This is a genomic window from Maribacter sp. PR66, assembly GCF_028464205.1.
Taxonomy (GTDB): Bacteria; Bacteroidota; Bacteroidia; order Flavobacteriales; family Flavobacteriaceae; genus Maribacter; species Maribacter flavus.
Window position 1 is genome coordinate 239,738 of sequence record NZ_JAQPCH010000001.1, and the last position, 25,656, is coordinate 265,393.

General features: G+C 44.1%; 24 protein-coding genes. 21 read left to right on the forward strand and 3 right to left on the reverse strand.

Annotation, left to right across the window (positions count from 1 at the left end):
• Positions 1–54 precede the first annotated feature (54 nt).
• Both metG and PP181_RS00985 read left to right on the forward strand, forming a co-directional pair.
• Entirely contained in the window at positions 55–2,163 is a 2,109-nt protein-coding gene (gene metG / locus PP181_RS00980; RefSeq protein ID WP_272635630.1) for a methionine--tRNA ligase, read from the forward strand.
• A gap of 27 nt (positions 2,164–2,190) precedes the next feature.
• Positions 2,191–4,356, forward strand: a complete 2,166-nt coding sequence (locus tag PP181_RS00985) for a Tex family protein (protein ID WP_272635631.1) — start codon at positions 2,191–2,193, stop codon at positions 4,354–4,356.
• 15 nt (positions 4,357–4,371) lie between these two features.
• Here the strand turns inward: PP181_RS00985 and PP181_RS00990 are convergent, their stop codons facing one another.
• Positions 4,372–5,328 carry an L-threonylcarbamoyladenylate synthase gene (locus tag PP181_RS00990; RefSeq protein ID WP_272635632.1) on the reverse strand — a complete coding sequence of 319 codons (957 nt, stop codon included), beginning with the start codon at positions 5,326–5,328 and terminating at the stop codon, positions 4,372–4,374.
• A gap of 53 nt (positions 5,329–5,381) precedes the next feature.
• Between PP181_RS00990 and PP181_RS00995 the strand changes: the two genes are divergently transcribed.
• Together PP181_RS00995 and PP181_RS01000 are read left to right on the forward strand one after the other, a co-directional pair.
• Positions 5,382–6,284, forward strand: coding sequence for a histone deacetylase family protein (locus PP181_RS00995; protein WP_272635633.1), 903 nt, complete (start codon positions 5,382–5,384; stop codon positions 6,282–6,284).
• Between the two features lie 125 nt (positions 6,285–6,409).
• Positions 6,410–7,240 (forward strand): phosphatase PAP2 family protein, encoded by an 831-nt coding sequence (locus tag PP181_RS01000; RefSeq protein ID WP_272635634.1) that lies wholly within the window; start codon positions 6,410–6,412, stop codon positions 7,238–7,240.
• Between the two features lies 1 nt (position 7,241).
• Here the strand turns inward: PP181_RS01000 and PP181_RS01005 are convergent, their stop codons facing one another.
• A complete protein-coding gene (locus PP181_RS01005; protein ID WP_272635635.1) occupies positions 7,242–8,900 on the reverse strand; it encodes a solute:sodium symporter family transporter in 1,659 nt (552 codons plus the stop codon).
• A 216-nt stretch (positions 8,901–9,116) separates the two neighbouring features.
• Between PP181_RS01005 and PP181_RS01010 the strand changes: the two genes are divergently transcribed.
• On the forward strand, positions 9,117–10,400 hold the full coding sequence (locus PP181_RS01010; RefSeq protein WP_272635636.1) for a serine hydrolase domain-containing protein: 1,284 nt from the start codon (positions 9,117–9,119) through the stop codon (positions 10,398–10,400).
• Positions 10,401–10,422: 22 nt separating this feature from the next.
• On the opposite strand, the gene PP181_RS01015 is transcribed toward PP181_RS01010, so the two are convergent.
• Positions 10,423–11,670: an NAD(P)/FAD-dependent oxidoreductase gene (locus tag PP181_RS01015; protein ID WP_272635637.1), complete on the reverse strand. Its 1,248-nt coding sequence runs from the start codon at positions 11,668–11,670 to the stop codon at positions 10,423–10,425.
• Between the two features lie 118 nt (positions 11,671–11,788).
• Between PP181_RS01015 and PP181_RS01020 the strand changes: the two genes are divergently transcribed.
• The 16 genes from PP181_RS01020 to PP181_RS01095 all read left to right on the forward strand — a co-directional run bounded on the left by PP181_RS01020 (position 11,789) and on the right by PP181_RS01095 (position 25,636).
• Complete coding sequence (locus PP181_RS01020) at positions 11,789–13,324, forward strand: HAL/PAL/TAL family ammonia-lyase (protein WP_272635638.1); 1,536 nt, start codon at positions 11,789–11,791, stop codon at positions 13,322–13,324.
• Complete coding sequence (locus PP181_RS01025; protein ID WP_272635639.1) at positions 13,321–14,442, forward strand: WG repeat-containing protein; 1,122 nt, start codon at positions 13,321–13,323, stop codon at positions 14,440–14,442. The genes PP181_RS01020 and PP181_RS01025 overlap by 4 nt, the downstream gene beginning before the upstream one ends.
• 28 nt (positions 14,443–14,470) lie before the next feature.
• The gene (fabG, locus tag PP181_RS01030) at positions 14,471–15,202 is read left to right on the forward strand and encodes a 3-oxoacyl-ACP reductase FabG (RefSeq protein ID WP_272636194.1); all 732 of its coding nucleotides are present in this window, start codon (positions 14,471–14,473) and stop codon (positions 15,200–15,202) included.
• A gap of 22 nt (positions 15,203–15,224) precedes the next feature.
• The gene (locus PP181_RS01035; RefSeq protein ID WP_272635640.1) at positions 15,225–16,448 is read left to right on the forward strand and encodes a beta-ketoacyl-[acyl-carrier-protein] synthase family protein; all 1,224 of its coding nucleotides are present in this window, start codon (positions 15,225–15,227) and stop codon (positions 16,446–16,448) included.
• A 4-nt stretch (positions 16,449–16,452) separates the two neighbouring features.
• Positions 16,453–16,695, forward strand: a complete 243-nt coding sequence (locus tag PP181_RS01040) for an acyl carrier protein (RefSeq protein WP_272636195.1) — start codon at positions 16,453–16,455, stop codon at positions 16,693–16,695.
• A gap of 120 nt (positions 16,696–16,815) precedes the next feature.
• Entirely contained in the window at positions 16,816–17,703 is an 888-nt protein-coding gene (locus PP181_RS01045) for an LpxL/LpxP family acyltransferase (RefSeq protein WP_272635641.1), read from the forward strand.
• On the forward strand, positions 17,700–18,626 hold the full coding sequence (locus tag PP181_RS01050) for a flavodoxin family protein (protein WP_272635642.1): 927 nt from the start codon (positions 17,700–17,702) through the stop codon (positions 18,624–18,626). The genes PP181_RS01045 and PP181_RS01050 overlap by 4 nt, the downstream gene beginning before the upstream one ends.
• A complete protein-coding gene (locus PP181_RS01055; protein ID WP_272635643.1) occupies positions 18,626–19,759 on the forward strand; it encodes a beta-ketoacyl-ACP synthase III in 1,134 nt (377 codons plus the stop codon). The genes PP181_RS01050 and PP181_RS01055 overlap by 1 nt, the downstream gene beginning before the upstream one ends.
• Positions 19,760–20,194, forward strand: a complete 435-nt coding sequence (locus PP181_RS01060; RefSeq protein ID WP_154917427.1) for a hypothetical protein — start codon at positions 19,760–19,762, stop codon at positions 20,192–20,194.
• A gap of 5 nt (positions 20,195–20,199) precedes the next feature.
• The gene (locus PP181_RS01065; protein WP_154917428.1) at positions 20,200–20,661 is read left to right on the forward strand and encodes an ABC transporter permease; all 462 of its coding nucleotides are present in this window, start codon (positions 20,200–20,202) and stop codon (positions 20,659–20,661) included.
• Complete coding sequence (locus PP181_RS01070; RefSeq protein WP_272635644.1) at positions 20,658–21,068, forward strand: hypothetical protein; 411 nt, start codon at positions 20,658–20,660, stop codon at positions 21,066–21,068. The genes PP181_RS01065 and PP181_RS01070 overlap by 4 nt, the downstream gene beginning before the upstream one ends.
• Entirely contained in the window at positions 21,052–22,059 is a 1,008-nt protein-coding gene (locus PP181_RS01075) for a BtrH N-terminal domain-containing protein (protein ID WP_272635645.1), read from the forward strand. Before PP181_RS01070 ends, PP181_RS01075 begins: the two co-directional genes overlap by 17 nt.
• Before the next feature lie 13 nt (positions 22,060–22,072).
• Positions 22,073–22,816 (forward strand): ABC transporter ATP-binding protein, encoded by a 744-nt coding sequence (locus tag PP181_RS01080; RefSeq protein WP_272635646.1) that lies wholly within the window; start codon positions 22,073–22,075, stop codon positions 22,814–22,816.
• A complete protein-coding gene (locus PP181_RS01085) occupies positions 22,809–24,074 on the forward strand; it encodes an ABC transporter permease (RefSeq protein WP_272635647.1) in 1,266 nt (421 codons plus the stop codon). The genes PP181_RS01080 and PP181_RS01085 overlap by 8 nt, the downstream gene beginning before the upstream one ends.
• Positions 24,064–24,501, forward strand: coding sequence for an acyl-CoA thioesterase (locus tag PP181_RS01090; RefSeq protein ID WP_272635648.1), 438 nt, complete (start codon positions 24,064–24,066; stop codon positions 24,499–24,501). The genes PP181_RS01085 and PP181_RS01090 overlap by 11 nt, the downstream gene beginning before the upstream one ends.
• On the forward strand, positions 24,494–25,636 hold the full coding sequence (locus PP181_RS01095; protein WP_272635649.1) for a beta-ketoacyl-[acyl-carrier-protein] synthase family protein: 1,143 nt from the start codon (positions 24,494–24,496) through the stop codon (positions 25,634–25,636). Before PP181_RS01090 ends, PP181_RS01095 begins: the two co-directional genes overlap by 8 nt.
• Positions 25,637–25,656: the final 20 nt, after the last annotated feature.

A 25,656-nucleotide genomic window follows, 5' to 3' on the forward strand; every position in this document is an offset into this window, starting at 1 on the left:
TCTGGCCCAACTAGGGATTAAAAATGGTTATTTTTGTGCCTTTAATTTAATCCGATGACCAAAGCCATTACACCCAAAAGATATACCGTTACGGCCGCCCTACCCTATACCAACGGACCTATACACATTGGCCATTTGGCCGGGGTCTACGTACCTGCGGATATTTATACCCGATATTTACGCCTAACGGGCAAGGAGGTTGCCTTTGTCTGTGGAAGCGATGAGCATGGCGTGGCCATTTCCATGAAAGCCAAGAAGGAAGGTGTTTCGCCCAAGGATGTCATCGACAAATACCATGGTATCATAAAAAAATCCTTTGCGGACTTTGGCATTTCTTTTGACAATTATTCCAGGACCTCAGCAGAGGTACATCATGAAACAGCATCGGGATTCTTCAAAAAATTATACGAACAAGGAGATTTCATAGAGGAAACTACCGCCCAATTATACGACGAGGAAGCGAAACAGTTTTTGGCCGACCGATTTGTAATCGGCACCTGTCCAAAATGTGGTAACGAAGAAGCCTATGGGGATCAATGTGAAAATTGTGGATCCTCATTGAACGCAACCGATTTGATCAATCCAAAATCGACCATCACGGGTTCAGTTCCTACTACAAAGGAAACCACCCATTGGTTTTTGCCCTTGGACCGTTATGAGGACTTTTTAAGGGACTGGATACTAAAAGGACACAAGGACGACTGGAAACCCAACGTCTATGGACAATGTAAATCTTGGATCGATGGGGGTCTGGAACCCCGCGCCGTCACTCGGGACCTGGACTGGGGCATTCCCGTCCCCGTAAAAGGAGGTGAAGGCAAAGTTTTGTACGTCTGGTTCGATGCCCCTATTGGCTACATCTCCTCCACCAAGGAATGGGCCCAAAGGGAGGGAAAGGACTGGAAACCTTACTGGCAGGACAAGGACACCAAATTGGTGCATTTCATTGGAAAAGACAATATTGTTTTCCACTGCATTATTTTCCCTGCCATCCTTAAGGCGCACGGGAATTATATCCTGCCGGAAAATGTCCCCGCAAACGAATTCCTGAATCTGGAAGGAAACAAGCTTTCCACCTCCAAAAACTGGGCCGTATGGCTGCACGAATACTTGGAGGATTTTCCCGGGATGCAAGATGTGCTTCGATACACCTTAACGGCCAATGCCCCGGAAACAAAGGATAACGATTTTACCTGGAAGGACTTTCAGGCTAGGAACAACAATGAGCTGGTGGCCATTTTTGGGAATTTTGTGAACCGTGTCGTAGTGCTAACAAATAAGTACTATGAAGGCGAAATACCTGCTCCAAGTACCCTTTTGGAAGTGGATAGTGAAACCTTGAACGAACTCAAGAAATTTCCGGAGATTATCTCCAGTTCCTTGGAACGCTACCGCTTTAGGGAAGCAGGTCAGGAGTTGATGAATCTTGCCCGCTTGGGCAATAAATATTTAGCCGATGCAGAACCCTGGAAAGTCATTAAAGAAGACGAGGAACGGGTAAAAACAATTATGTATGTTGCTTTGCAAATTGCCGCTGGATTGGCGGTTTTGAGCGAACCGTTTTTACCGTTCACTTCGGATAAGCTTAAGAAAATACTCAATGTCGCTTTGGCTCCGCTTAGCGACCCAAAATCGGAGACTGAGGGTAGTCGAAGTCTCATTTGGAGCAGCGTTTCCCAAAATGAGAACCTGTTACCCCCCGGACACAAAATAGGCCAATCCGAGCTTTTGTTCCGAAAAATAGAGGATGCCGAGATACAGGCACAATTAGAGAAGCTAGAGGCCACTAAAAAAGCCAATCAACAAGAAAACAAAGCCCTTATGCCACAAAAAGATACGATTACCTTTGACGATTTCTCCAAACTGGACATGCGCGTAGGCACCATAATGGAAGCCGAAAAAATGCCTAAAGCCAAAAAGTTATTGGTTTTAAAAGTAGATACAGGTTTAGATGTCAGAACCATAGTTTCGGGTATTTCCGAAAGTTTTATCCCAGAAGAAATTATCGGTAAAAAAGTTACGGTATTAGTCAATCTGGCGCCAAGGGCCCTGCGTGGCGTGGAAAGCGAAGGCATGATCTTGATGACGGAAAACAAGGATGGGAAATTGGTGTTTGTAAACCCTGACGAAGAAGGAGTTGGTAATGGGTTAACCATTAGCTAAAAATTTAAATTCATATTTATTTGATTTATGAAGGATACCAATAATTACAATTTGGTCAAATACATCATGCTTCATTCGAAGCTATCAGAAAAATCCATCCATAACACGGTTGACCTATCAAACCAAGATTGTACCGTCCCTTTTATATCTCGCTACAGGAAGGAAGCAACAGGTGGATTGGACGAAGTACAGATTGGTAGTATCGTTCAGTTTAAGGAACAATTTGAGGCCCTAGAAAAACGGAAAATCGCCATCATTAAGGCGGTAGAGGAACAAGACCTTTTAACCCCGGAACTTAGGGCCAAGTTTGAATCCGCCAAGGATTTGACCCAATTGGAAGACCTATACCTCCCCTTCAAAAAAAGTAAAAAGACCAAGGCCGAGGTAGCCCGAAAACAAGGTTTGGAACCTTTGGCCAAAATCATCATGGCGCAACGTTCGGACGATATAGAGTTTTTAGCTTCCAAATATCTGGGTCCTGAAATACAAAACGAAGACGAAGCTTTGGAAGGTGCGCGACACATCATTGCCGAATGGATCAATGAACGCACTGATGTTAGAAATATTATCCGGAACCAGTTGGAACGGTTCGCGTTGATTACCACAAAAGTGGTTTCGGCAATGAAGGATGCTTCGACTACGCTCAGCACAAGTGAAAAAGCCCAGAAATTCCGGGATTATTTTGATTGGAGCGAACCTTTGAACCGTTGTCCGTCGCACCGATTATTGGCCATTTTACGGGCGGAATCGGAAAAAATTATCCGAGTAAAAATAGAATTGGAGAACGAGCCTATACTGGAACGCATCGAGAACAAAATCATCAAAACCAACAATGCCTTTTCTGAACACATTGAATTGGCCATTGCCGATGCCTATAAACGTTTATTGTTTCCTTCCCTTTCCAATGAACTGCTCAAAAATGCCAAGGAAAAAGCGGACGATGAGGCCATTAAAGTTTTCTCCAAAAACCTACGCCAGTTGTTGTTGGGGGCTCCTTTGGGCGAAAAACGAATTTTAGCGATTGACCCAGGATTTAGGACCGGTTGTAAAGTGGTTTGTCTGGACGAACAAGGGAACCTTATGCACAATGAAACCATATATCCCCATGCCCCACAGAACGATGTTACCGGAGCTATCAAAAAATTAAGTTCCCTGGCCGATGCCTATAAAATTGAGGCCATTGCCATTGGAAATGGAACCGCATCCAGGGAAACGGAACGTTTGGTAAAGAGGGTTGCCTTTAAAAATCCCATTGAGGTTTTTGTTGTCAGTGAGGCCGGGGCTTCCATCTATTCGGCTTCGAAAATTGCCCGGGACGAGTTTCCTAATTACGATGTTACCGTACGTGGAGCCGTATCCATTGGAAGGCGCTTGGCGGACCCTTTGGCCGAATTGGTAAAAATTGACCCCAAGTCCATTGGTGTGGGGCAATACCAGCACGATGTGGACCAATCGAAATTGAAGAAATCCTTGGATAACGTGGTAGAAAGCTGTGTGAATTCCGTTGGGGTGAACATCAACACGGCAAGTGTTCCCTTGTTGAGTTACGTATCCGGTATTGGCCCAAAACTCGCCGAAAACATCGTGGCCCATAGAACGGCCCACGGACCATTTGGGAGTCGGCAAGAAATTATGGAGGTTCCCCGTTTAGGCGGAAAAGCCTTTGAACAGGGTGCTGGATTTCTTCGGATAAAGGATGCCGAAAATCCCTTGGACGATTCCGCCGTACACCCGGAAAGCTATTCCATCGTACAAAAAATGGCATCGGACAAAAAGAAGGGAATATCTGAACTTATTGGAAACAAGGCCCTCCTGAGGGAAATCGATCTTAAAAATTACTGCACGGACACCATTGGCCTCCCCACTTTGGAGGATATTCTTTCCGAATTGGAAAAACCCGGACTCGACCGTCGCGAAAAGGCAAAGGTTTTCACTTTCGACCAAAACATAAAAACCATATCGGATTTGCGGGACGGACAGTTGTTGCCTGGCATCGTGAACAACATTACCAATTTTGGCTGTTTTGTGGACATCGGCATCAAGGAAAGTGGCCTGATCCATGTTTCCAACCTTTCGGATAGTTTCGTAAAGGACGTAAATGCCCATGTAAGCCTTCATCAGCAGGTTATCGTAAAGGTATTGTCCGTCGATATTCCTAGAAAACGGATACAATTGAAGCTACACAAAGGCTAGGATATAAAAAGTGTTTTAGTTCTGCGCCCGGAACAAGCGGTCGTTGATGCTACTGCCCAAGCCCTTTTCCGGAAAGCGTTCGGCAAGGATCAAATCCAGACCGCTCGCATCCAAAATATGCAAAGCCTCAAAAAGGGACGTGGCCGCCTCTTCCATCATTTTGTTTTTGGATAGGGCAATCACTTTTGTGGCCAAAGGAAAATCTTCCTCGTAGAATGATAGAACACCTACCTTTTTTAGAGAATTCTCCTTTAGTTTTTCTTTAATATTATCACATACCACCAATGGGGTTTTGGGCGAGTAATGTTTGAGCAACATGCCAGGGGCTTCCGGGGCTATTTCATTTTCTGTGGATACTCTTAGTTCACCAACGACAGCCTCAATGGCCTCCTTGGGAATGCCCCCTTTTCGGTATAAAATAGGAGCCTCCCCTTCAAATCCCACAATGGTGGATTCCAAACCAACCTGACAAGGACCACCATCCAAAATAGCTGGAATTCGGTCACCAAAATAGTCCCACACATGTTGGGCAGAGGTTGGACTCACCCGCGTAAAGGGATTGGCACTGGGGGCCGCCAAGGGAAATGGCAAGCCTTTTAAAAGTTCTTGCGTCAACGGGTGATTTGGCATTCGCACCCCCACGGTAGGCTTGCCACCGGTAATGATTTCAGGCACTATATCCTGCTTGGGCAATATCAAGGTTAGGGAACCCGGCCAAAAAGCCTCGGCCAAGTCATAGGCCTTTTGGGGAATATCCTTCGCCAAGATAGATAACTGATCCATTTGGTGAATGTGAACGATCAAGGGATTGAACGCCGGCCGGCCCTTCATCTCAAAAATGCGCTTTACCACCTTACTGTCCAACGCATTGGCGGCAAGACCATATACTGTTTCCGTGGGAATGGCAACCAATTCACCTTCCAGTAGAAGCTTTTGGCATTTTGCAACATCTTTGGTTATTGAGGTCTTCATTAGGGTCAAAGGTAATTAAGGTTTCCATATTTTTGCATATTGATAGTCCATCGATGCTAAAAATCGCCTACCACCCCATTTACAAACATCCGTTGCCGGAAGGACATCGGTTCCCGATGATCAAATACGAACTGTTACCCAAGCAGCTTTTGTATGAAGGGACTTGTACCGATGAAAATTTCTTTGCCCCGGAAATCCCAAATGACAAGTACATCGTTGCCGCCCACGATGCCGAATATTTTTATGACCTCCTAAACCTTAAAATTCCTCATAAGGAGGCCCGAAAAATTGGATTTCCACTGGACGAGAATTTGGTGGAACGGGAGCGGATCATTGCCGATGGCACTATGAAAGCCTGTGAATATGCCCTACAATATGGTGTTGCCATGAACATTGCAGGAGGTACCCATCATGCCTATAGCAATCGAGGAGAGGCCTTTTGCATGCTGAACGACCAAGCAATAGGTGCACGATATTTACAGTCCAAAAACTTGGCAAACCGCATACTGATCGTGGATTTGGACGTACATCAAGGGAACGGTACAGCGGAAATTTTCCAAAACGATGCTTCCGTGTTTACCTTTTCCATGCACGGTTCAGGGAATTACCCCTTTAAAAAGGAGGTATCGGATTTGGATATTTCGTTGGAAAAAGGAACTGGCGACGAAGTATATCTCTCGATTCTAAGGGATACCCTGCCCGGGCTGATAGAAAAACATCGGCCCGATTTTATTTTCTATCTCTGCGGGGTGGATGTTTTAGCTACGGACAAACTGGGCACTCTTGCACTAACATTGAACGGTTGCAAACAACGTGATGAATTTGTCCTAAAGACCTGCAAAGAACATGGAATTCCGGTCCAATGTAGTATGGGAGGAGGGTATTCCATGGAAATCAAAACCATTATTGAGGCACACGCCAATACGTTTAGACTAGCTACCGTTATTTTTACCTGAATACCGCAAAATAATATAATGACCCAAGTGCTCTCAAAATTAACTCGGTATGGGTCAAGCTTTTTATTTTTATGGCATATGTGAAAATAAATTTTTTAATAGTTTTAAAATCTTAAACATTTATTTTGAAATACTTTCTTTTAATAACTCTATCCATATCCCTGTATTCAAATGCCCAGACAACACCTCCAGACACGGTAGACACACGTTGGAAAATGTTCACTTATGACATGGGGAACATTTTTACCAGTGTTGGCCATTCCTATACCAGACCCTTTCACTGGAAAGGAAAACAATGGGCGGATTTTGGTGCCGTGGTGGGTGGAACGGGATTTGTGTATCTTTTTGATGACAATACCTCACGGTTTATAAGAAACAATCGCGAAGGTGTGCCCAAGTGGATACGGGATTATGGGGAAACCTATGGGAATCCAGAGAACAATTACTTGGCGACTTCAGGTGTCTATTTTACAGGATTGATCCTTAAAAATGAAAAATTGCGTCGTACGGGCGTACTATTGGTAGCATCGGCGACTTCGGCCGGATTATTGCAACAAGTACTGAAGTCCGCAGTAGGGCGGGCAAGACCACTAGCAGAATTGGGAAAAGACACCTTTGATCCCTTTAATCCTAGTAGGAACTTTCATTCATTCCCATCCGGTCATGCCATTTTGGCCTTTACAAATGCATACGCGATCGCCAAACAATTTAAAAATCCATGGGTCAAGGCCGGTATTTATACCGTTGGTGCCATTCCGGGTATATCTAGGGTCTGGGACGGACAACATTGGCTGAGCGATATGGTATTTGCTTTCGCCATTAGCATCGCCACAGTGGAGTCCATAGATCGTTATCTGGATTCCAAATACGATCAAAAATACAATGACCATGATAAAAATGTAAGTTGGAACCTGACGTTTGGTCCGGGGCAAATTGGACTTAACTTACAGTTCTAGATTATTTTGCAAAGTAAACATAAATGGTAACAACGATCAACACAACCGCAATACCTCCTTGTTTTACATACTTATATGGCGATATATCCACTTGTTCCGTGTAGCGTAATTCAAAGGCCTCCTTCCGTGGATAAAACTTACCTATAACAAGCATAATGATACAGTTCATCATGAACAATATAGCCATTACGTGCAAGTAATGTGGATAAGCATCGGCCTCTACCAAAGTAAGCTGTGCCGGGTCTGTTATACCGGCATTTTTTGCCTCCTCCAAAGATTTTCCAATAAAATGGGGCTTCATGATGAACTGACTGATAATATACAGCGCCGAACCCAAAAAGATTCCAATTTTGGCCGCAATGGCCGGAACACGCTTGGTGAGATATCCCACTACGATAATCGTGAAAATAGGAATGCTATAAATTCCATTGATTTCCTGAAGGTAATTGAACAAACTTCCCGCATTGGCAATCAATGGGGCAATGAACATCGCGGCCAAGGCCAAGCAAATCCCAAAAATCTTACCGTATTTGACTACCGTAGCTTCGGAAGCCTCCTTGTTGATATGCTGTTTGTAAATGTCGATACCAAACAGGGTTACAGAACTGTTCAACACGCTATTGAAGGAACTTAGGATAGCCCCGAACAAAACGGCGGCAAAAAACCCGACCAAGGTTTTAGGCAATACGGCCCGCACCAATTCCGGATATGCCAAATCACTGGAAGCCAATCCTCCCTCAAAATAATAGTAGGCTATCATTCCCGGTAGTACCAGGATTATGGGCCCTAAAATTTTCAAGAAAGCGGCCAATAACAATCCTTTCTGGCCTTCGGCGAGGTTCTTGGCCCCCAAGGCCCTTTGAATGATCTGTTGGTTGGTGCCCCAATAGAAAAGCTGTACCAACATCATCCCCGTAAATATGGTCACAAAGGGTACCTCCTGTCCTTTCTCCCCTGTCGAATCGAATCGCTCCGGATTGGCAGTCATTAAAACGTCCAAACCTTGCGTCACGCTTCCATCCCCAATGGCCATCAAACCAAAAATGGGAATCAATAAGCCCCCAATAATCAAACCTATGGCATTGATACTATCCGAAACGGCCACGGCCTTGAGTCCGCCAAAAACCGCATAAATAGACCCAATGATGCCAATCCCCCAAATACAATAGACCAAGGCGGCGGATTCAGAAATATTGAACATACCCGGCACATCGAACATACCACTAATGGCCACAGATCCAGAATACAATATGACCGGCAAAAGGACCACTACATAACCTGTCAAAAAGAGTGCGGAGGTAATCGTTTTGGTGGTAACATCGAAGCGGTCCGCCAAAAATTGCGGAACCGTGGTCAATCCGCCCTTCAAATACCTAGGCAACAAAAATACGGCCGTAACCACCATGGCCATGGCCGCAAGGGTTTCCCAAGCCATTACGGACAATCCGTCTTTATAAGCACTTCCATTTAAGCCAACAATCTGTTCCGTGGACAGGTTGGTAAGCAACAAGGATCCCGCTATGACCCCCGCTGTTAGGCTACGCCCGCCCAAAAAATAACCATCGGATGATTTTTCATTGGTAGTTCTTGTGGCATACCAAGCAATAATGGCTACAAGTAAGGTAAATCCCAAAAAAGAGAACACTGAAAGAAAATCCATAGGAAGGAGGTTTGTTGGTTATTTTACTTTATTACATCTTGAATGCTGTATTTCAATTGATTACAAAAAATCTAAATTGAAATTTTCGGAAATTATGAAATTCGCACAAAAGAATGGCAACTAATATAATACATACAATATTAGTCCGCACATTTTACCGATTAAATAAGAAAAACTTTTACTACATTTAAAAAAATCATACCAAACACCCTTAAAATGAAAAACCTCGCAGCCCATCTTCTGTTGCTTTATTCCCTTTGCCTAGCGGCACAAACAAATTCCATTCAAAATAGTCCGACACTAACTGAGGGCACTCCATCTGCCCAAGGCATGTCCCAAGAACGATTGGACAAGATCGACTTGATGTTAAGCAGCGAAATTTCAAAGGGCAATCTACCTGGGGCCGTTGCCCTCATTGCGAGAAATGGGAAAATCGTCTTTCATAAGGCCTACGGTATGGCAAATACCGAAAAAGGCGAGGAAATGGAAAAAGATGCCATTTTTAGGATAGCTTCCCAAACAAAAGCCATTACCGCCACGGCCGTGATGATGCTTTGGGAAGAGGGCAAGTTTAAATTGGACGACCCCATTTCAAAATATATCCCGCAATTTGAGGCCGCTCAAATACTGGATACCTTTAACGAAGCCGATTCCACCTATACCACAAAACCTGCGGAAAATCAAATTACCATTAGAGATCTTATAACACATACATCGGGTATTGGCTATGGCATGATCGACGGTGACGCCCGTTTTCGCAAAATATACGCGAAGGCCGGAATCATTGACGCGTTTACATCGGAAAAAATTCGTATCGGGGAGAATATAAAAAAACTAGCCACGCTACCCCTGCACCATGAACCAGGCGAGGCCTGGACCTACAGTGAAGGTCTGGATGTATTGGGATATTTTATCGAAATCGTTTCAGGAATGCCATTTGATGCATTTTTGCGCACCCGAATTTTTGAACCCCTACAAATGAACGACACGTATTTCTACCTCCCAAAGGAAAAAGCGGATAGGTTGGTAGCCGTTCAATATAAGGACGGGAACAAATGGAAACGTTTTGAAACCCCTGTTTTCGATATTGACTACCCTAACAGCCCAGGAACCTTTTTTTCAGGCGGAGCAGGATTATCAAGTACGGCAAGGGATTACGCCAATTTTTTACAGATGTACCTCAATGGAGGCGAACTGAACGGAAAACGACTTCTTAGCAGAACTACCGTCAACAGCATCCTGAGCAATCAAATTGGCACTATTTGGGACGGTGGCAAGGATTATGGACTGGCGTTTGAAATTGTGAACAAAAAAGGCGCCATGGCCGGAGGCGAAGGAAGCGAGGGTACCTTTAGCTGGGGCGGCTACTTCAACACCCAGTATTTTGCGGATCCCAAGGAAAATGTCATCGGTATAATTATGAAGCAAACACAGGGACCCGTTAATGACGATACCGGATGGAAGTTCCGGCAGATGGTATCTACTACTATTGATGATTGATTATTGCAAGTACCAATTTAAATTAGGAAAGACTGGCATTCTCCTTTTCCAAATCCGTGAAATGGGCCACAGCCTTCACTAAACGATGATGGTTTTTCACAAACGGATTGGTCTTGTCCCAAACATAGCCCGCTAAAACGGAACAGATTTGTTCCTTGATTACTGGATTCTCAGAATCGTTAAAAAAAATTTTTTGAAGGTTGCCCGTATACCATTCCTTTACATAGGTAGAGAATACATCCACCCCTTCCAACATATATTGGGAGTACTCGGTTTCCCAGTCCACTTCCTCTCCTTTAAGTTCTTTGGCAATTAATTTTGCCGATAAGTGTGCCGATTCCGTTGCAAACGTTACTCCGGAAGAGAACACGGGATCTAAAAACTCCGCGCTATTGCCCGTAAGTACATAGCCCTTACCATAGAGTTGTTTGACGGATTTGGCTATGTTCTTTATCATTTTGGGTTCAAATTCATAGGGCAGGCCTTCAAACCTGTCATGATAGTGGTCGCTCAATTTCATCATTTGCCGCAACTTTTCCTCAGTGGGGCCCTCAAAGGATTCCAAATACTCCGTGGGGCCCACATATCCTATACTGGTGTAGCCATTGGAAAAAGGAATGACCCATAGCCAGGTTTCCTGGCTTACGATATCAAAGGTAATGCGATGTCCCTCCCAGCCTTCAGGTCTTCGAACATCTTTCACATGGGTAAAAATGGAGGAGTGCTTGGGTATTTCCGATGGTTTTTCCAAATCCAACAATCTAGGGAGCACCCGACCGAAACCACTGGAATCTATGATAAACTTTGCCTCGATTTCAGAAGAATTGCCTTCTTCATCCATAATTGTGGTTACGGAACGGTCCTCCTTGAAATCGACGGCCAAAACTTCCTTTTCAAATTCGATATCAACCCCACGTGACAACAGTTCGTCCGTCAAGGTCTTATCAAATTCCGCCCTGGGAACCTGCCATGTCCAGTCCCAGCCTTTGGTATGCTTTTTACTGAAATCAAATTCGCACACCTTAGGACCCTGTAAAAATCGGGCCCCGGTTTTAAGCTCAAATTTCTTTTTCTTGAGGCAATCCAGAAGACCTACTGCCTCAAAATGGTCCATACATCTGGGGATCAAACTTTCACCGATAACAAATCTTGGAAACTTGTTTTTCTCCACTACTTTCACCTTAAAACCTGCGTTGAAGAGATAGGCCGCCGCAACGGAACCGGAAGGTCCCGCCCCTATTATCAATATGTCCACTTTTTCCTTTTTCATCTAAAAACGATTTCCAGAACAATCCTGAACCTAGTTCACTAATTATTTTAAATTTGCTTCTGCAAGACCAATTACATAGACTAAAGGTATTATTTAAACCTTATAGAATCAACCATACATGCCAGAAATTAAAGGAAGTCTAGGAATTCAGGATTTTTATGATATTATTTTTGATCAAAAGCCCCTTACGCTTTCCAAGGAGCTTTTGGATACTGTAGAAGAAAGTCATAATTTCTTAAAGAAATTTTCCAAAAACAAGGTCATTTACGGGGTAAATACAGGTTTTGGGCCCATGGCCCAATACAAAATCAAGGATTCCCAGACCCTGGACCTACAGTACAATTTAATACGAAGCCATGCTTCCGGCACGGGAAATCCCATTGAACCAAAATACGTTAGAGCGGCCATGTTGGCCCGTTTAAATACCTTGAGTTTGGGAAATTCCGGGGTTCATGTCTCGGTTATTGAAGTGATGGCAGAATTACTCAACAAAAACATCGTCCCCTTAATTTATGAACATGGCGGTGTTGGAGCTAGCGGTGATTTGGTCCAATTGGCACATTTGGCCCTGGTCTTGATCGGTGAAGGGGAGGTCTTTTACAAAGGGAAAAGAAGACCTACCAGTGAGGTCTTTGAAATGGAAGGCATCAGCTCCATAAAAGTGGCCCTTAGGGAAGGTTTGGGACTTATGAACGGAACCTCAGTAATGACGGGAATTGGTATCGTAAACACGATTTACACCCGGCGCTTGTTGGAATGGGCCATTTCCTGTTCATCGGCCATAAATGAGATCGTGCAAGCCTATGACGACCATTTGTCCGAAGCGCTCAACGGCACCAAAAAACACAAAGGCCAACAAGAAATTGCCCGCGCTATGCGGAGTCATTTAAAAGATAGTTCCCTAACGCGCAAGCGCGAACATCACTTGTACAATTCCAGTAGCGAAGTATCGGTCTTTGAGGAAAAGGTCCAAGAATATTATTCCATTCGTTGTGTTCCCCAAATACTGGGGCCTGTTTGGGATACGCTCAACAAAGTGGAACGTATTTTAATCGAGGAAGTAAATTCCGCCAATGACAACCCCATTGTGGATGTGAAAAAGAAACATGTATACCACGGCGGAAACTTCCATGGGGATTACGTTTCATTGGAAATGGACAAGTTAAAAATAGTTGTCACTAAGATGAGCATGCTCGCGGAGCGACAACTTAACTATTTGCTAAATTCCAAATTGAACAATATTTTGCCTCCTTTCGTTAATTTAGGTACATTAGGATTAAATTTCGGTATGCAAGGGGTTCAATTTACGGCAACTTCTACCACCGCGGAAAATCAAATGTTGTCCAATCCCATGTATGTTCACAGCATCCCCAATAACAATGACAATCAGGATATTGTGAGTATGGGTACCAATGCCGCCCTTATTACCAAAAAAGTAATCGAAAATGCCTATGAAGTAGTAGCCATAGAAATGATTACGATCGTTCAAGCGATCGAATACCTTGGAGTGGCCGATAAGGTTTCTTCCAAAACCAAAAAAATGTACGATGCGGTTCGTAAGATAGTTCCCCCATTCAAAGAAGATACCGTCATGTATCCTTATGTAAATCAAGTAAAGAGCTATATTATTAACCATCAAAATATGAAATCATGAAACGACTTTTAACACTTTTGACCCTATTTTCATTTGTCATTTCTTTTGCCCAAGAATTGGCACTGGTCCGTGAAAACGACCTCTTCGGCTACATTAACAAATCCGGCGAATACGTAATCCAACCGCAATATGAAGGGGCCAAAAGCTTTTCGGAAGGCTTAGCGGCCGTAGAAAAGGACAAATTATGGGGGTATATCAATACCAGTGGGGATTGGACCATAGAACCGATTTACGACAAGGTCAAATATTTCAATTCCGGATATGCCCTGGTTCTAAAAGAGGACCGATGGAGGTATATCGATTCTAGCGGAAAGGAATTGGAAGTTCCTTCCACGGAGAAATTCTATGACTTTGAAGACGGCGTCGCCTTTATCCGTCAGGGTGATAAAATAGGACTCATAGGTACCGATGGAAAAATAGTCCTAGAGCCTACCTATGATGAAATCCAATCCTTTAGGGATGGATATGCGAAGGTTCAAAATGGGGAATTATGGGGAATGATAGACAATAAAGGAAAAGTGGTCATCCCAGTTGAGTACGAAGAAATTGGGAATACTTGGAACGAAGCCGGAGTGTATGGCAAAAAAGGCGCCGATTTTGGAATTATCCACAATGGATCGTTCAATGTTATCCCAGGTGCGGATAAAGTTTGGAACTTTCATGGGAGTTCCGGTCTCACTTATGCCCGAAAGGATAAGATGACAGGCTTCGTAAATTCAAAAGGGGAATGGGTGATTCAGCCGATTTATAAGAAGGCAAGAGCATTTTCAAACGGCTTGGCACCTGTTGCAGAAAACAAAGAGTGGGGATATATCAACACAGCAGGTAAAACAGTAATCGATTTCCAGTATAAGGATGCCGAAATCTATTCAGAAAACGGGTTGGCCCCAGTCAAAGATAAGGATTGGGGTTTTATAGATACCAAGGGAAACCTTATTATTCCTATGGAATATGACATCACCGCAGGATTCGCTTTTTTGGCCGGAAACAACGACAAGGGCTTTTTAGGGGATTTCGCCCGAATAAAATCAAAAGAGGGATGGGGCTTTTTCAACACGAAAGGAGAACTTTTGGGCAACAAATGGTACCAAAATGCGGAGCCATTCGTGAAAAATTAATGAAGGATTTTTAATGGGAGCCGAAAAAATCAAATATGCCTTGGTCACCGGTGGATCTAGGGGAATAGGAAGGGCCGTTTGTATTCAATTGGCCAAGGATTTGGAGTATCACCTTTTGATAAATTACAACAGTAACAAAAAAGCCGCTCAAGAAACATTGACTATGGTAGAGGAAGTAGGTGGCTCCGGGCAGATCCTGCAATTTAACGTGACCGATTCCGAAGGTGTCAAAAACGCCTTGGACGAATGGCATGAAAAAAATAAAAATGCCATTATCGAGGTATTGGTTAATAATGCGGGTATAAAAAAAGACGGACTCTTCATGTGGATGCCGATGGAAGATTGGTCATCGGTCATAAACACCAGTCTGAATGGTTTTTATAACGTGACCAATGCCCTCATCCAAAAACTGCTTACAAATAGATATGGCAGAATCATCAATATCGTTTCCGTATCCGGACTTAAGGGAACCCCGGGCCAAACAAATTATTCCGCCGCTAAGAGCGCCGTTATTGGAGCTACAAAAGCCTTGGCACAGGAAGTTGCCAAGAGAAAAATCACCGTAAATGCGGTAGCACCTGGGTTTATCGAAACCGATATGACAGAGGAATTGGACGAAACGGAGCTTAAAAAAATGATACCCGTTAACAGATTTGGCAAGGCCGAGGAAGTTGCCCATGTCGTCTCATTTTTAGCTTCGGACAAAACATCCTATATTACGGGCGAAGTAATCAATATCAACGGAGGTATCTATTCCTGATGAACTGAAAACGCAGAGGCAGATGAAGCGAGTCGTAATTACGGGTATGGGCATATATTCCTGCATTGGAAAGAATCTGGATGAAGTCAAGGAGTCCCTGTACCAAGGAAAATCCGGAATTGGTATCGACCCCGTTCGAACCGAGTTTGGCTTTAGATCTCCCCTCACCGGTATTTTGGAGGATCCCGATCTAAAAATGATGCTCTCCCGAAGACAGCGAATCAGCATGGGCGAGGAAAGCAGGTATGCCTACGTCGCCACGGTCGAGGCCATGCAGAATGCTGGAATCACGGAAGACTTTTTTGAGAAGAATGAAGTTGGAATCATTTTTGGAAACGATAGCACGGCACTGTCCGTGGTGGAATCCGTGGACACCATAAAAGAGAAAAAAGATACAACGCTCGTAGGATCGGGTGCCATTTTTAAGGCCATGAACTCTACGGTAACCATGAACCTTTCCACCATTTTTAAATTGAGGGGGATAAATCTAACCCTAAGCGCAGCCTGTGCCAGTGGTTCGCATTCCATTGGATTGGCCTATCATTTGATTAAAAGCGGGCTGCAAGACTGTATAATCGCCGGGGGGGCACAAGAAACCAACCACATTTCTATGGCAAGTTTTGACGGTTTGGGTGTTTTTGGTTTGCGGGATGACGACCCTACCAAGGCCTCCAGACCTTTTGACCAAGACAGAAATGGACTCATTCCCAGTGGTGGTGCAGCCACCCTTATCCTGGAAAGTTATGAGAGTGCCGTAAGAAGAGGTGCCCCTATTTTAGGTGAGGTCATTGGTTATGGCTTTTCTTCCAATGGGGACCACATATCGACTCCCAATGTAGACGGCCCATCCAGGGCCATGCAAAAGGCCCTAAAGGATGCCAACATAGATGTGGCTGCCATTGATTATATAAATGCCCATGCGACCTCAACGCCTGTAGGGGATGCCAACGAAGCAAAGGCGCTCTATGAAGTATTTGGTCAAAGTAACCCTTTGATAAGTTCCACAAAATCCATGACGGGACACGAATGTTGGATGGCCGGGGCCAGTGAAGTTATTTATTCCATGTTGATGATGCGGCACAGCTTTGTGGCTCCAAACATTAACCTTGAAAACCCCGATGAAGTCTCGGCAAAACTTAACTTGGCCAACAAAACCATAGATAAAAAAATTGATGTATTTTTGTCCAATTCATTTGGATTTGGCGGTACAAACTCCGCACTTATCGTAAAAAATGTTGACCGATAAAATGATGACCAAACAAACCATAATCGAGAAGATAAACGACTTTTTGATAGAAGATTTTGAAGTAGAGGAGGAAGCATTGGAACCCAACGCAAACTTAAAGGATACGATTGGCCTGGACAGCTTGGATTTTGTGGATTTGGTGGTCGCCGTGGAAAGCAATTTTGGAGTGAAATTGGTTGGTGAGGATTTTGTCAACGTTGTGACCCTTCAGGATTTCTACAACCTTATAGAACGAAAACTGGATTAGCAAACTACCTCTGGGCGCGCCCCGGAGGCATTCATATGAAACCGAACCTCAATTTTGCGGCAAGCCAAGGGATATCAAATTCTTCGGCGGAGCCGATAAAATCCCAAAGAACATAGAGACATGGCGACGGAATGGGAAGGAAAATCTAAAGGTACCGTCCTAGGCTATAAGCTATATATCTTTTTCCTAAACACTTTTGGAATTGGCACGGCCTATTTTATTCTGAGGTTCGTAGTCCTGTATTATTTCCTGTTCTCCTTTAATAGCTCCAAGTCCATTTTCTATTATTTCAATGGAAGACTCAAATACACCCGGTTAAAAAGTATTGCCGCCATTTACAAAAGCTATTACATGCTGGGCAAGGTGTTGACGGACAGGGTCGCCATTTCTACAAAATTCAGGGACAGATATCAATATACCCATGACGGCATGGAGCATATTGATGAGTTGCTTAAACAAAACAAGGGTGGTATCTTAATAAGCGGACATATTGGAAACTTTGAGGTTTCCCATTATTTTTTGGAGGATCGTTATTCCATTTCAAAGATTTTCATGGTGACCACACATGCGGAACATGAGAATATAAAAGAGTATATGGACGGCATTGTATCAAAATCCTCCATGGAGTTTATTGTGGTCCAAGAAGATATGTCGCACATCTTTGAAATACACAATGCCCTGGCACAGGGTGGTCTGGTCGTTTTTACGGGAGATAGATACCTTCCAGGCACCAAGACCCTAAAACAGGAATTCTTGGGTGCCGAAGCTGAATTTCCATTGGGCCCCTATCTTTTGGCCACCCGTTTAAAGGTGCCCGTACTATTCGTGTATGTCCTGAAAGGCCCAAAAAAAGAATACCATCTTTACGCGAAACAAGCGGTTGCCAAGGCACGGAATCCACAAGCCTTACTAAGTGAATTCACCCAAAGCATGGAATGGATTTTAGTAAGGTATCCCTATCAATGGTTCAATTATTTTGACTTTTGGAAAGACAGTCTAAAGAAATGAAGGAAGTTTTAATTATATATTATTCCCAGACCGGACAGTTATTGACCATACTGGAAAATATCGCAAGAAACATCCAAGGCGATAACGTTCGTATTTCCTATTATGAAGTAGTGCCGAAACCAGCATACGACTTTCCCTGGAAGAAGGAAAAATTCTATGATAGCTTTCCGGAATCTTTCCTTCAGATTCCAACCGATTTTGAATCTCCATCCAAAACGATTTTGGACAAAAAGTACGATTTGGTGATTTTAGGCTATCCGGTCTGGTATCTGACCCCATCGATTCCCATAAACTCATTTTTAAAGTCGGCCGATGCAAAATTACTTCTTAAGGACACCCCAGTGGTTACGGTGGTGGCCTGTAGAAATATGTGGATCATGGCCCAAGAGAAAATGAAGAAACTCCTGCTTGATGTGGGGGCGAAGTTGGTGGGGCATATCGCCCTTGTAGATAGAAATATCAATCATATCAGTGTAATTACCATCGCTCATTGGATGTTTTCAGGCAGAAAGGACCGGTATTTGGGTATTTTTCCAAAACCCGGGGTATCTGATAAGGACATTAAAGAAGCAGAGCGGTTTGGGGCTCCCATTAAGCAAGCCCTGCTTTCCAATAATTATGACAACCTCCAAAGTGAAATTTTAGCCCTTAACGGGGTTAGCGTAAATCCCTTTCTCATCATGACCGATAAAAGGGGAAACGTACTTTTTTCCAAATGGGCGAACCACATTATCAAGAAAGGCGAACCCGGAAATCCCAAACGCCTCAAATGGATTGGTTTCTTCAAAATTTATTTGTTATTTGCTATTTGGGTCATAGCCCCTATAGTTTTTGTCGTATTTTTGCTGACTTATTTGCCAAGCTATAAACGAAGGAAAAGGGATAAAATCTATTATTCCTCAGTTGCGTTAAAAGAGAATTGATGAAGGACGTATTTATAACTAAAATTGCCAAATTTTTACCCAATAAACCCGTATCCAATGAGGAAATGGAGGAAAAACTGGGAGTTATAGATGGAAAGGCCTCCAAAGCTCGCCGTATCGTCCTACGCAACAATCAAATAAAACAACGGTATTATGCCATTGATGAACAGGGCAATACGACCCATAACAATGCACAACTGACCAAAGAGGTGGTGGAGAAACTGTGTGATGAGAGTTTCACCACCAAGGACATTCAACTATTGTCCTGTGGCACTTCCAGTCCCGATCAAATTTTGCCGTCGCATGCGGCCATGGTGCATGGGTACTTGAAAAATGGCAACATGGAGATCAATTCGCCTTCCGGGGCATGTTGTTCCGGAATGAATGCCTTAAAGTACGGTTATCTCTCCGTAATGACAGGACAAGTGGAAAATGCCGTATGTGCCGGTTCCGAACGTACCTCATCTTGGATGACCAACGATATTTTTGAAAACGAGGTCACCCATTTAAAGGAATTGGAGGACAATCCCATGTTGGCCTTTAACAAGGAATTCCTTAGATGGATGCTTTCCGATGGCGCAGGCGCCCTCTTATTGGAAAGTAAGCCAAAAGGACCCAATCCCCTGAAAATCGAGTGGATGGAGGGTTACTCGTATGCGTTCGAAATGGATGCATGTATGTACGCTGGCGCCGAAAAAACCGAGGATGGCAATCTAAAACCCTGGAGTGAATATCCCGCAGAGGATTGGGGAAAGATGTCTCTATTTGCCATGAAACAGGACACCCGTTTATTGGGCGCCAACATCTTGGTCAAAGGAGTGGACAGCCTAAAACAAGCGTATGAAAAACATGGCATAGGCCCAGGGGAAGTAGACTATTATTTGCCCCACATCTCCTCGTATTATTTTAAGGAAGGCCTGTACAAGGAAATGGAAAATCAAGGGATACCCATGCCATGGGAAAAATGGTTTTTGAACCTTGAGCGGGTAGGCAATGTGGGTGCCGCTTCCATTTATGTGATGCTGGAAGAGCTTGTAGCATCGGGAAACTTGAAAAAAGGGGACAGAATTTTGCTTCATGTTCCGGAAAGTGCCCGATTTTCCTACATGTACGCTTATTTAACCGTCTATTAGATGGAACGATTGCAACCCCCAATTACCGATTCGGAATTCATCATCGAACTGATACCCCAAAAAAATCCGTTTGTAATGGTCGATACGTTGCACCATTTTTCAGAACATAAAATTGTATCGGGACTGACCGTGAAAAGCGAAAACCTTTTCTGTGTCGATGCACTATTTTTGGAGCCTGGGCTGATCGAGAATATGGCCCAAACCGTGGCCATGCACAAAGGCTATACCTACTATTTAAAAAATGAACCTGCTCCTGTAGGATACATTGGCGCCATTAAAAAAGCCGAAATTTTCGAATTGCCCAAATTGGGTTCGGAATTGGTTACAACGGTCACGATTCTTCACGATATCATGGGTGTTACCTTGGTGGAGGCAAAAGTCGAATGTGGCGAAAGAGTGATCGCAACCAGTGAAATTAAAACCGCTTTGGCATAAATCCAATGGAAAGGGACGGGCAAAAAATAGACATTCGGAAGTTCTTGCCCCATAGGCCTCCCATGCTTTTGGTAACCGATATGCCCTTTGTGGACAGTACTTCCGTAATTACGGAATTCAACATACAGCCGCACTGCATATTTTTGGAAAACGGATATTTTACCGAAGCGGGACTCATAGAAAACGCCGCCCAAACCTGTTCCGCGATTGTTGGCCAAAGTTTTTACGACGTAAAGGATTTTGAAGGTACAAGCAATGACCTCATCGGCTATATAAGTGCCATAAAAAAGGTCAGCATTTATGAACTGCCAAAAGTACATGAGGTTCTGGTGACAAAGGCACAGCTCTTGTCACGGTACGATCTCAATGGTGTCAGTATCTGCACGATGAGCTCCAGCACTTTTAGAAATGACGATTTAATTGTAGATTGTACGTTGAACTGTTTGATCCAAGAAGTACACGTATGAAGAAAGAAGATGTGCCGCAGGACGAAAGCAACCTGGCATCTGCCAATTTCAGGGAAATGGTCTATGCAGTGGACAAAGATGGCAAATACACGACTTCACTGAGCACCGGCTGGGACCCTAAAAAAATTGCCTTGGACAACGCCATCAAGGAAATAGAGGAGCGCGTGGCCAACGCAAGGAATCGGGTTCTGAACCATGAGACAAGTCCCATTGAATATTACATGGAAGTCCATAAAATGGATATTCCCGTGCTGGCTAGCTATATGGGCCTATGGCAATGGCGCGTAAAAAGGCACTTTAAACCATCGGTATTTAAAAAATTAAGCCAGAAGACGTTACAGAAATATGCCGATGTATTCGATATCAGTATTGAACAATTGAAATCCATTGATGACGGAAAATCTTAAAATAGACTTTACCCACAATCAGTCCTCACATTGTGAAAACGGCGTGGTTTCAAACCTCATGAAACACAACGGTTTCCAAATAAGCGAGCCAATGGTCTTTGGCATAGGTTCTGGGTTGCTTTTTAGTTACCTTCCTTTTTTAAAGGTCAACTATGCTCCCGTGTTCACCTACCGATCCATGCCAGGGTTCATTTTCAATAGGTTCGCCAAACGGACAGGCATAAAAATGAAACGGGAAAAGTTCAATAATCCAAAAAAGGCGCAGGAACGTCTGGACCAGAATTTGGCAAAGAACAATCCGGTAGGTCTTCAGGTAGGTGTGTACAATCTCGTGTATTTTCCAGACGAGTACCGTTTCCATTTCAATGCCCATAATATGGTCGTGTACGGCAAACACGGAGACCGATATTTGATCAGTGACCCCGTAATGGAAGAGGTTACCAGCCTATCGAGTAAGGAGTTGGAAAAGGTACGCTTTGCCAAAGGCGCCTTTGCGCCCAAAGGTCATATGTACTACCCTATTTCCTTTCCAGAGAAACTGGAACTAAAAAGCGCCATCGTAAAGGGAATCAAACAGACGGCCAGGGATATGACGGCCCCCGTGCCCATTGTGGGCGTTAAGGCCATGCGTTGGGTAGCCAAAAACATTCGTAAATGGCCCAAAAAACTGGGGCCTAAAAAAGCGAACCATTATTTGGGCCAAATCGTGCGTATGCAGGAGGAAATTGGTACGGGCGGTGGCGGATTTAGGTACATTTATGCCGCATTCTTACAAGAAGCCAGTGTTTTACTGGAAAATCCCAAGCTCATGGAGCTTTCCAAGGAGATGACTTCTATAGGTGACGCTTGGCGTGATTTTGCGGTGGACGCCTCCCGAATCTATAAAAACCGAAACGCTGTAAGTAACGGCTATGAAGATGTGGCCGTCCAATTAGAAGCAATTGCGGACAGGGAAGAACATTTTTTCAAAACCTTGAAGAAAGCCGTATAAGTCGTCTTACCCTATGATCCAAATAGACCAACTTTCCAAAAAATACAAGGAGGCGGAACAGTACTCCCTTCTAGAGTTGGGCCTGAACATCCAAACAGGGGAAATATTTGGATTGCTGGGTCCTAACGGCGCCGGTAAGACCACCCTTATTTCCATACTAAGCGGTTTGATAAAGCCCACTTCCGGTTCCTTCAAGATAGACGGACTTGATTATAACGCGCACAAAAAGGAACTGAAACAACTGATCGGTATCGTGCCTCAGGAATATGCCCTCTACCCCAGCCTTACGGCGTACGAAAACCTCTATTATTTTGGAAGTATGTTCGGGTTAAAAGGACCCTCGTTCAAAACTTCCATACAGGAACACTTGGAAATTTTGGGGCTCGAAAAATTCGCCCATAAAAAAATAAAGGGTTTTTCAGGTGGTATGAAACGAAGAATCAACCTAATTGCCAGTATCCTTCACCGTCCCAAAGTACTGTTTTTGGATGAACCAACGGTTGGGGTGGACGTTCAGTCCAAGTCGGTCATTATCGATTATTTAAAGGAATTGAATGCCCGTGGAACGACCATTATTTATACATCGCACCACTTGAACGAAGCGGAAACCTTTTGCACTCAAGTTGGGATTATAGACCATGGCAAGCTATTATGTTTGGGTACGCCCAAGGAATTGATCCAAAATGAACAAGGTGCGGAACACTTGGAAGAGGTTTTCTTGGCCCAAACCGGTAAAGCCCTTCGCGATTATGCATAAACTCTGGGTATCGGCAAAAAAGGAGTTCTGGTTGCTCACCAGGGATGCAGGTGGCCTGGCCGTTTTGTTCCTGATGCCATTGCTTTTGGTCGTTACCATCACGCTGATACAGGACAATACCTTTAAGACCATCCAAGAAAACAAGATACCTATTCTTCTGGTCGATTTGGACAAAGGCGAAGTTTCGGACCAGGTAGGAAATAACCTAATGGAGTCCCGTCTTTTTGAAATCGTTAGGGAAGAAAGTGAGGAACAAGCTCAGAACCTGGTACAAAAAGGAGAATATCAATTGGCCATTATCCTACCCAAACACCTAACGCAGGATTTACATCTGAAAATAGACCAAAATGTATCTGGAATATTGGCCCAGTTTGGGGTTGAAGAAACACAGGATGGTCAAGAGTTAGAAATCGAAAAAAAGGAAATCAGGCTCTACTTTGATCCCGCCACCCAACAATCGTTCAAAAGCTCGGTGCGGAACAACATTGATAAAATGATTTCCCAAATTGAGAGCAAATCCATTTACAAGGCCTTCCAAGAGGCCTTGGGCGAAGAAGAGGACAGTCCCATTTTTGATACGGAAAGTTTTATTTCCTTCACGGAAATCGTTCCGAATACCAACAAAAAAGAGGGAATTCCCAATTCCACACAGCACAATATTCCGGCCTGGACCCTGTTCGCCATCTTCTTTATCATTTTGCCCTTATCCATCAATATGGTACATGAAAAAAACCAAGGGACTTTTATCAGGCTTAGAACCCAGCCCGTTCCGTATGCCACGGTATTGGGCGGCAAGGCCCTTGTCTTTTTGGTCGTTTCCCTTCTCCAATTTATATTGATGTTATTGTTGGGGGTATACCTATTTCCCGTAATCGGACTTCCAAAACTGGAAGTCGCGGGAAGAATTCCGCTGTTGATGATCGTTGCGTTTTTTGCAGGGCTGGCGGCCATTGGTTTGGGACTGCTGTTGGGAACCGTTGCCAGGTCCCAGGAGCAATCGGCTCCCTTTGGGGCAACCTTTGTGGTGATTCTCGCGGCCATTGGAGGGGTTTGGGTACCCGTTTTTGCCATGCCTCATTTTATGCAGCTGCTCTCAAAACTGTCCCCAATGAACTGGGGACTGAATGCCTTTTATGATGTATTTTTGAGAAATGTTGGATTTGGGGAAATCCTTCCGGAAATAATCGCCCTTTTCCTATTTTTCATTGCAACAACGGTTGTGGCCATAATTTATAACGAAAGAAAAAATGCCGTCTAACAGTTCCAAGGAAATCAGTTTTACCAGCAAGGTACGTGTCCGTTTTACCGAAACCGACCCATTGGGTATCGTTTGGCACGGAAACTACATTCAATATTTTGAGGATGGGCGTGAAGCTTTTGGAAGGCACCACGGTATTTCCTATTTGGATCAGCAAAAGCATAATTTTTCATCGCCTATTGTTAAATCGACCTGTGAACACAAACTTCCCCTTCGCTATGGCGATGTGGCCGAAATAAGGACGACCTACGTGGATTCTGCCGCCGCCAAAATGATATTTAGGTACGAAATCATGAATCCCGAAGGAAAAGTGGTATGTACCGGGGAAACCATACAGGTTTTTGTGGAACTCCAAGGGGAACTTTCCTTGGTCATTCCCGATTTTTTTAAGGAGTGGAAGAAAAAAGTAGGTTTATTGGATGGATAACGTTTACCTATCACATAACAACATCGTTTCTTCCTTAGGTTTTGATAGTACCACGGTTATCGATAGTATCGAAAAAGGAAACTGCGGGTTGTCGGTCTATGAAGACAACAAGGTATTGCATGTGCCCTTTTGTTCCTCACGGATAGCCCCAAAGGAGCTTCAAAAACGATATGAAAACCTCAATCCCAACACAGGACACACCCGTTTGGAGAAAATGATGTTGGTTTCCCTTGCGGACACGCTAGACAAATCAAAAATAGGATTGGACGAAAGATCGGGACTTCTTATTTCCACCACAAAAGGAAACATAGATGTCCTGGAGGAGGACAGTAATTTTGCGGAATCCAGGGCCTATCTTGCGGAATTGGGCGAACAGGTTCAGAAATTCTTCGGATTTAAAAACAAGGCCATCATTGTTTCCAATGCCTGTGTTTCCGGGGTTCTGTCAATTGCCGTAGCCAAAAGGCTGATCAAACAAGGTAGGTACGACCGTATTCTTGTGTTGGCTGGAGATCTGGTAACCCAGTTCATACTTTCTGGGTTCAATGCTTTTCAAGCCTTAAGCTTGGAACCCTGTAGACCGTACTGCAATTCCCGGACCGGCATCAATATCGGAGAGGTGGCGGCCAGTGTTTTGGTGACCAAAAACCCGAAGGAACTTGCGCCGGAATCTGTTCAAATCATGGGGGAGGCATCGTGCAACGATGCCAATCACATTTCGGGTCCTTCCCGCACGGGTGAAGGGCTGTACAGAAGTATCGAAAATGCCCTGGGACAATCCGGTGTTCGCAAAAAGGATATCGATTATATATCAGGACATGGTACGGCCACGATGTTCAATGACGAAATGGAGGCGATCGCCTTTGAACGGGCCGGCCTATCCAAAACACCCGTAAACAGTCTAAAAAGTTATTTTGGGCACACCCTGGGCGCATCGGGCCTACTGGAATCCATCATCGGCATGCATTCCCTGCATAGAAACACTTTGTTCGCTTCTTTGGGTTTTGAGGAACTGGGCGTCTCAAGGCCCATGAACATTATCAAAAAAACAACCAATAAGGAACTAAACGTATTCCTGAAGACCGCCTCGGGGTTTGGCGGTTCCAACACCGCGGTCATCTTTAAAAAGGTATAAACTTTGTTATTATGGTGTGG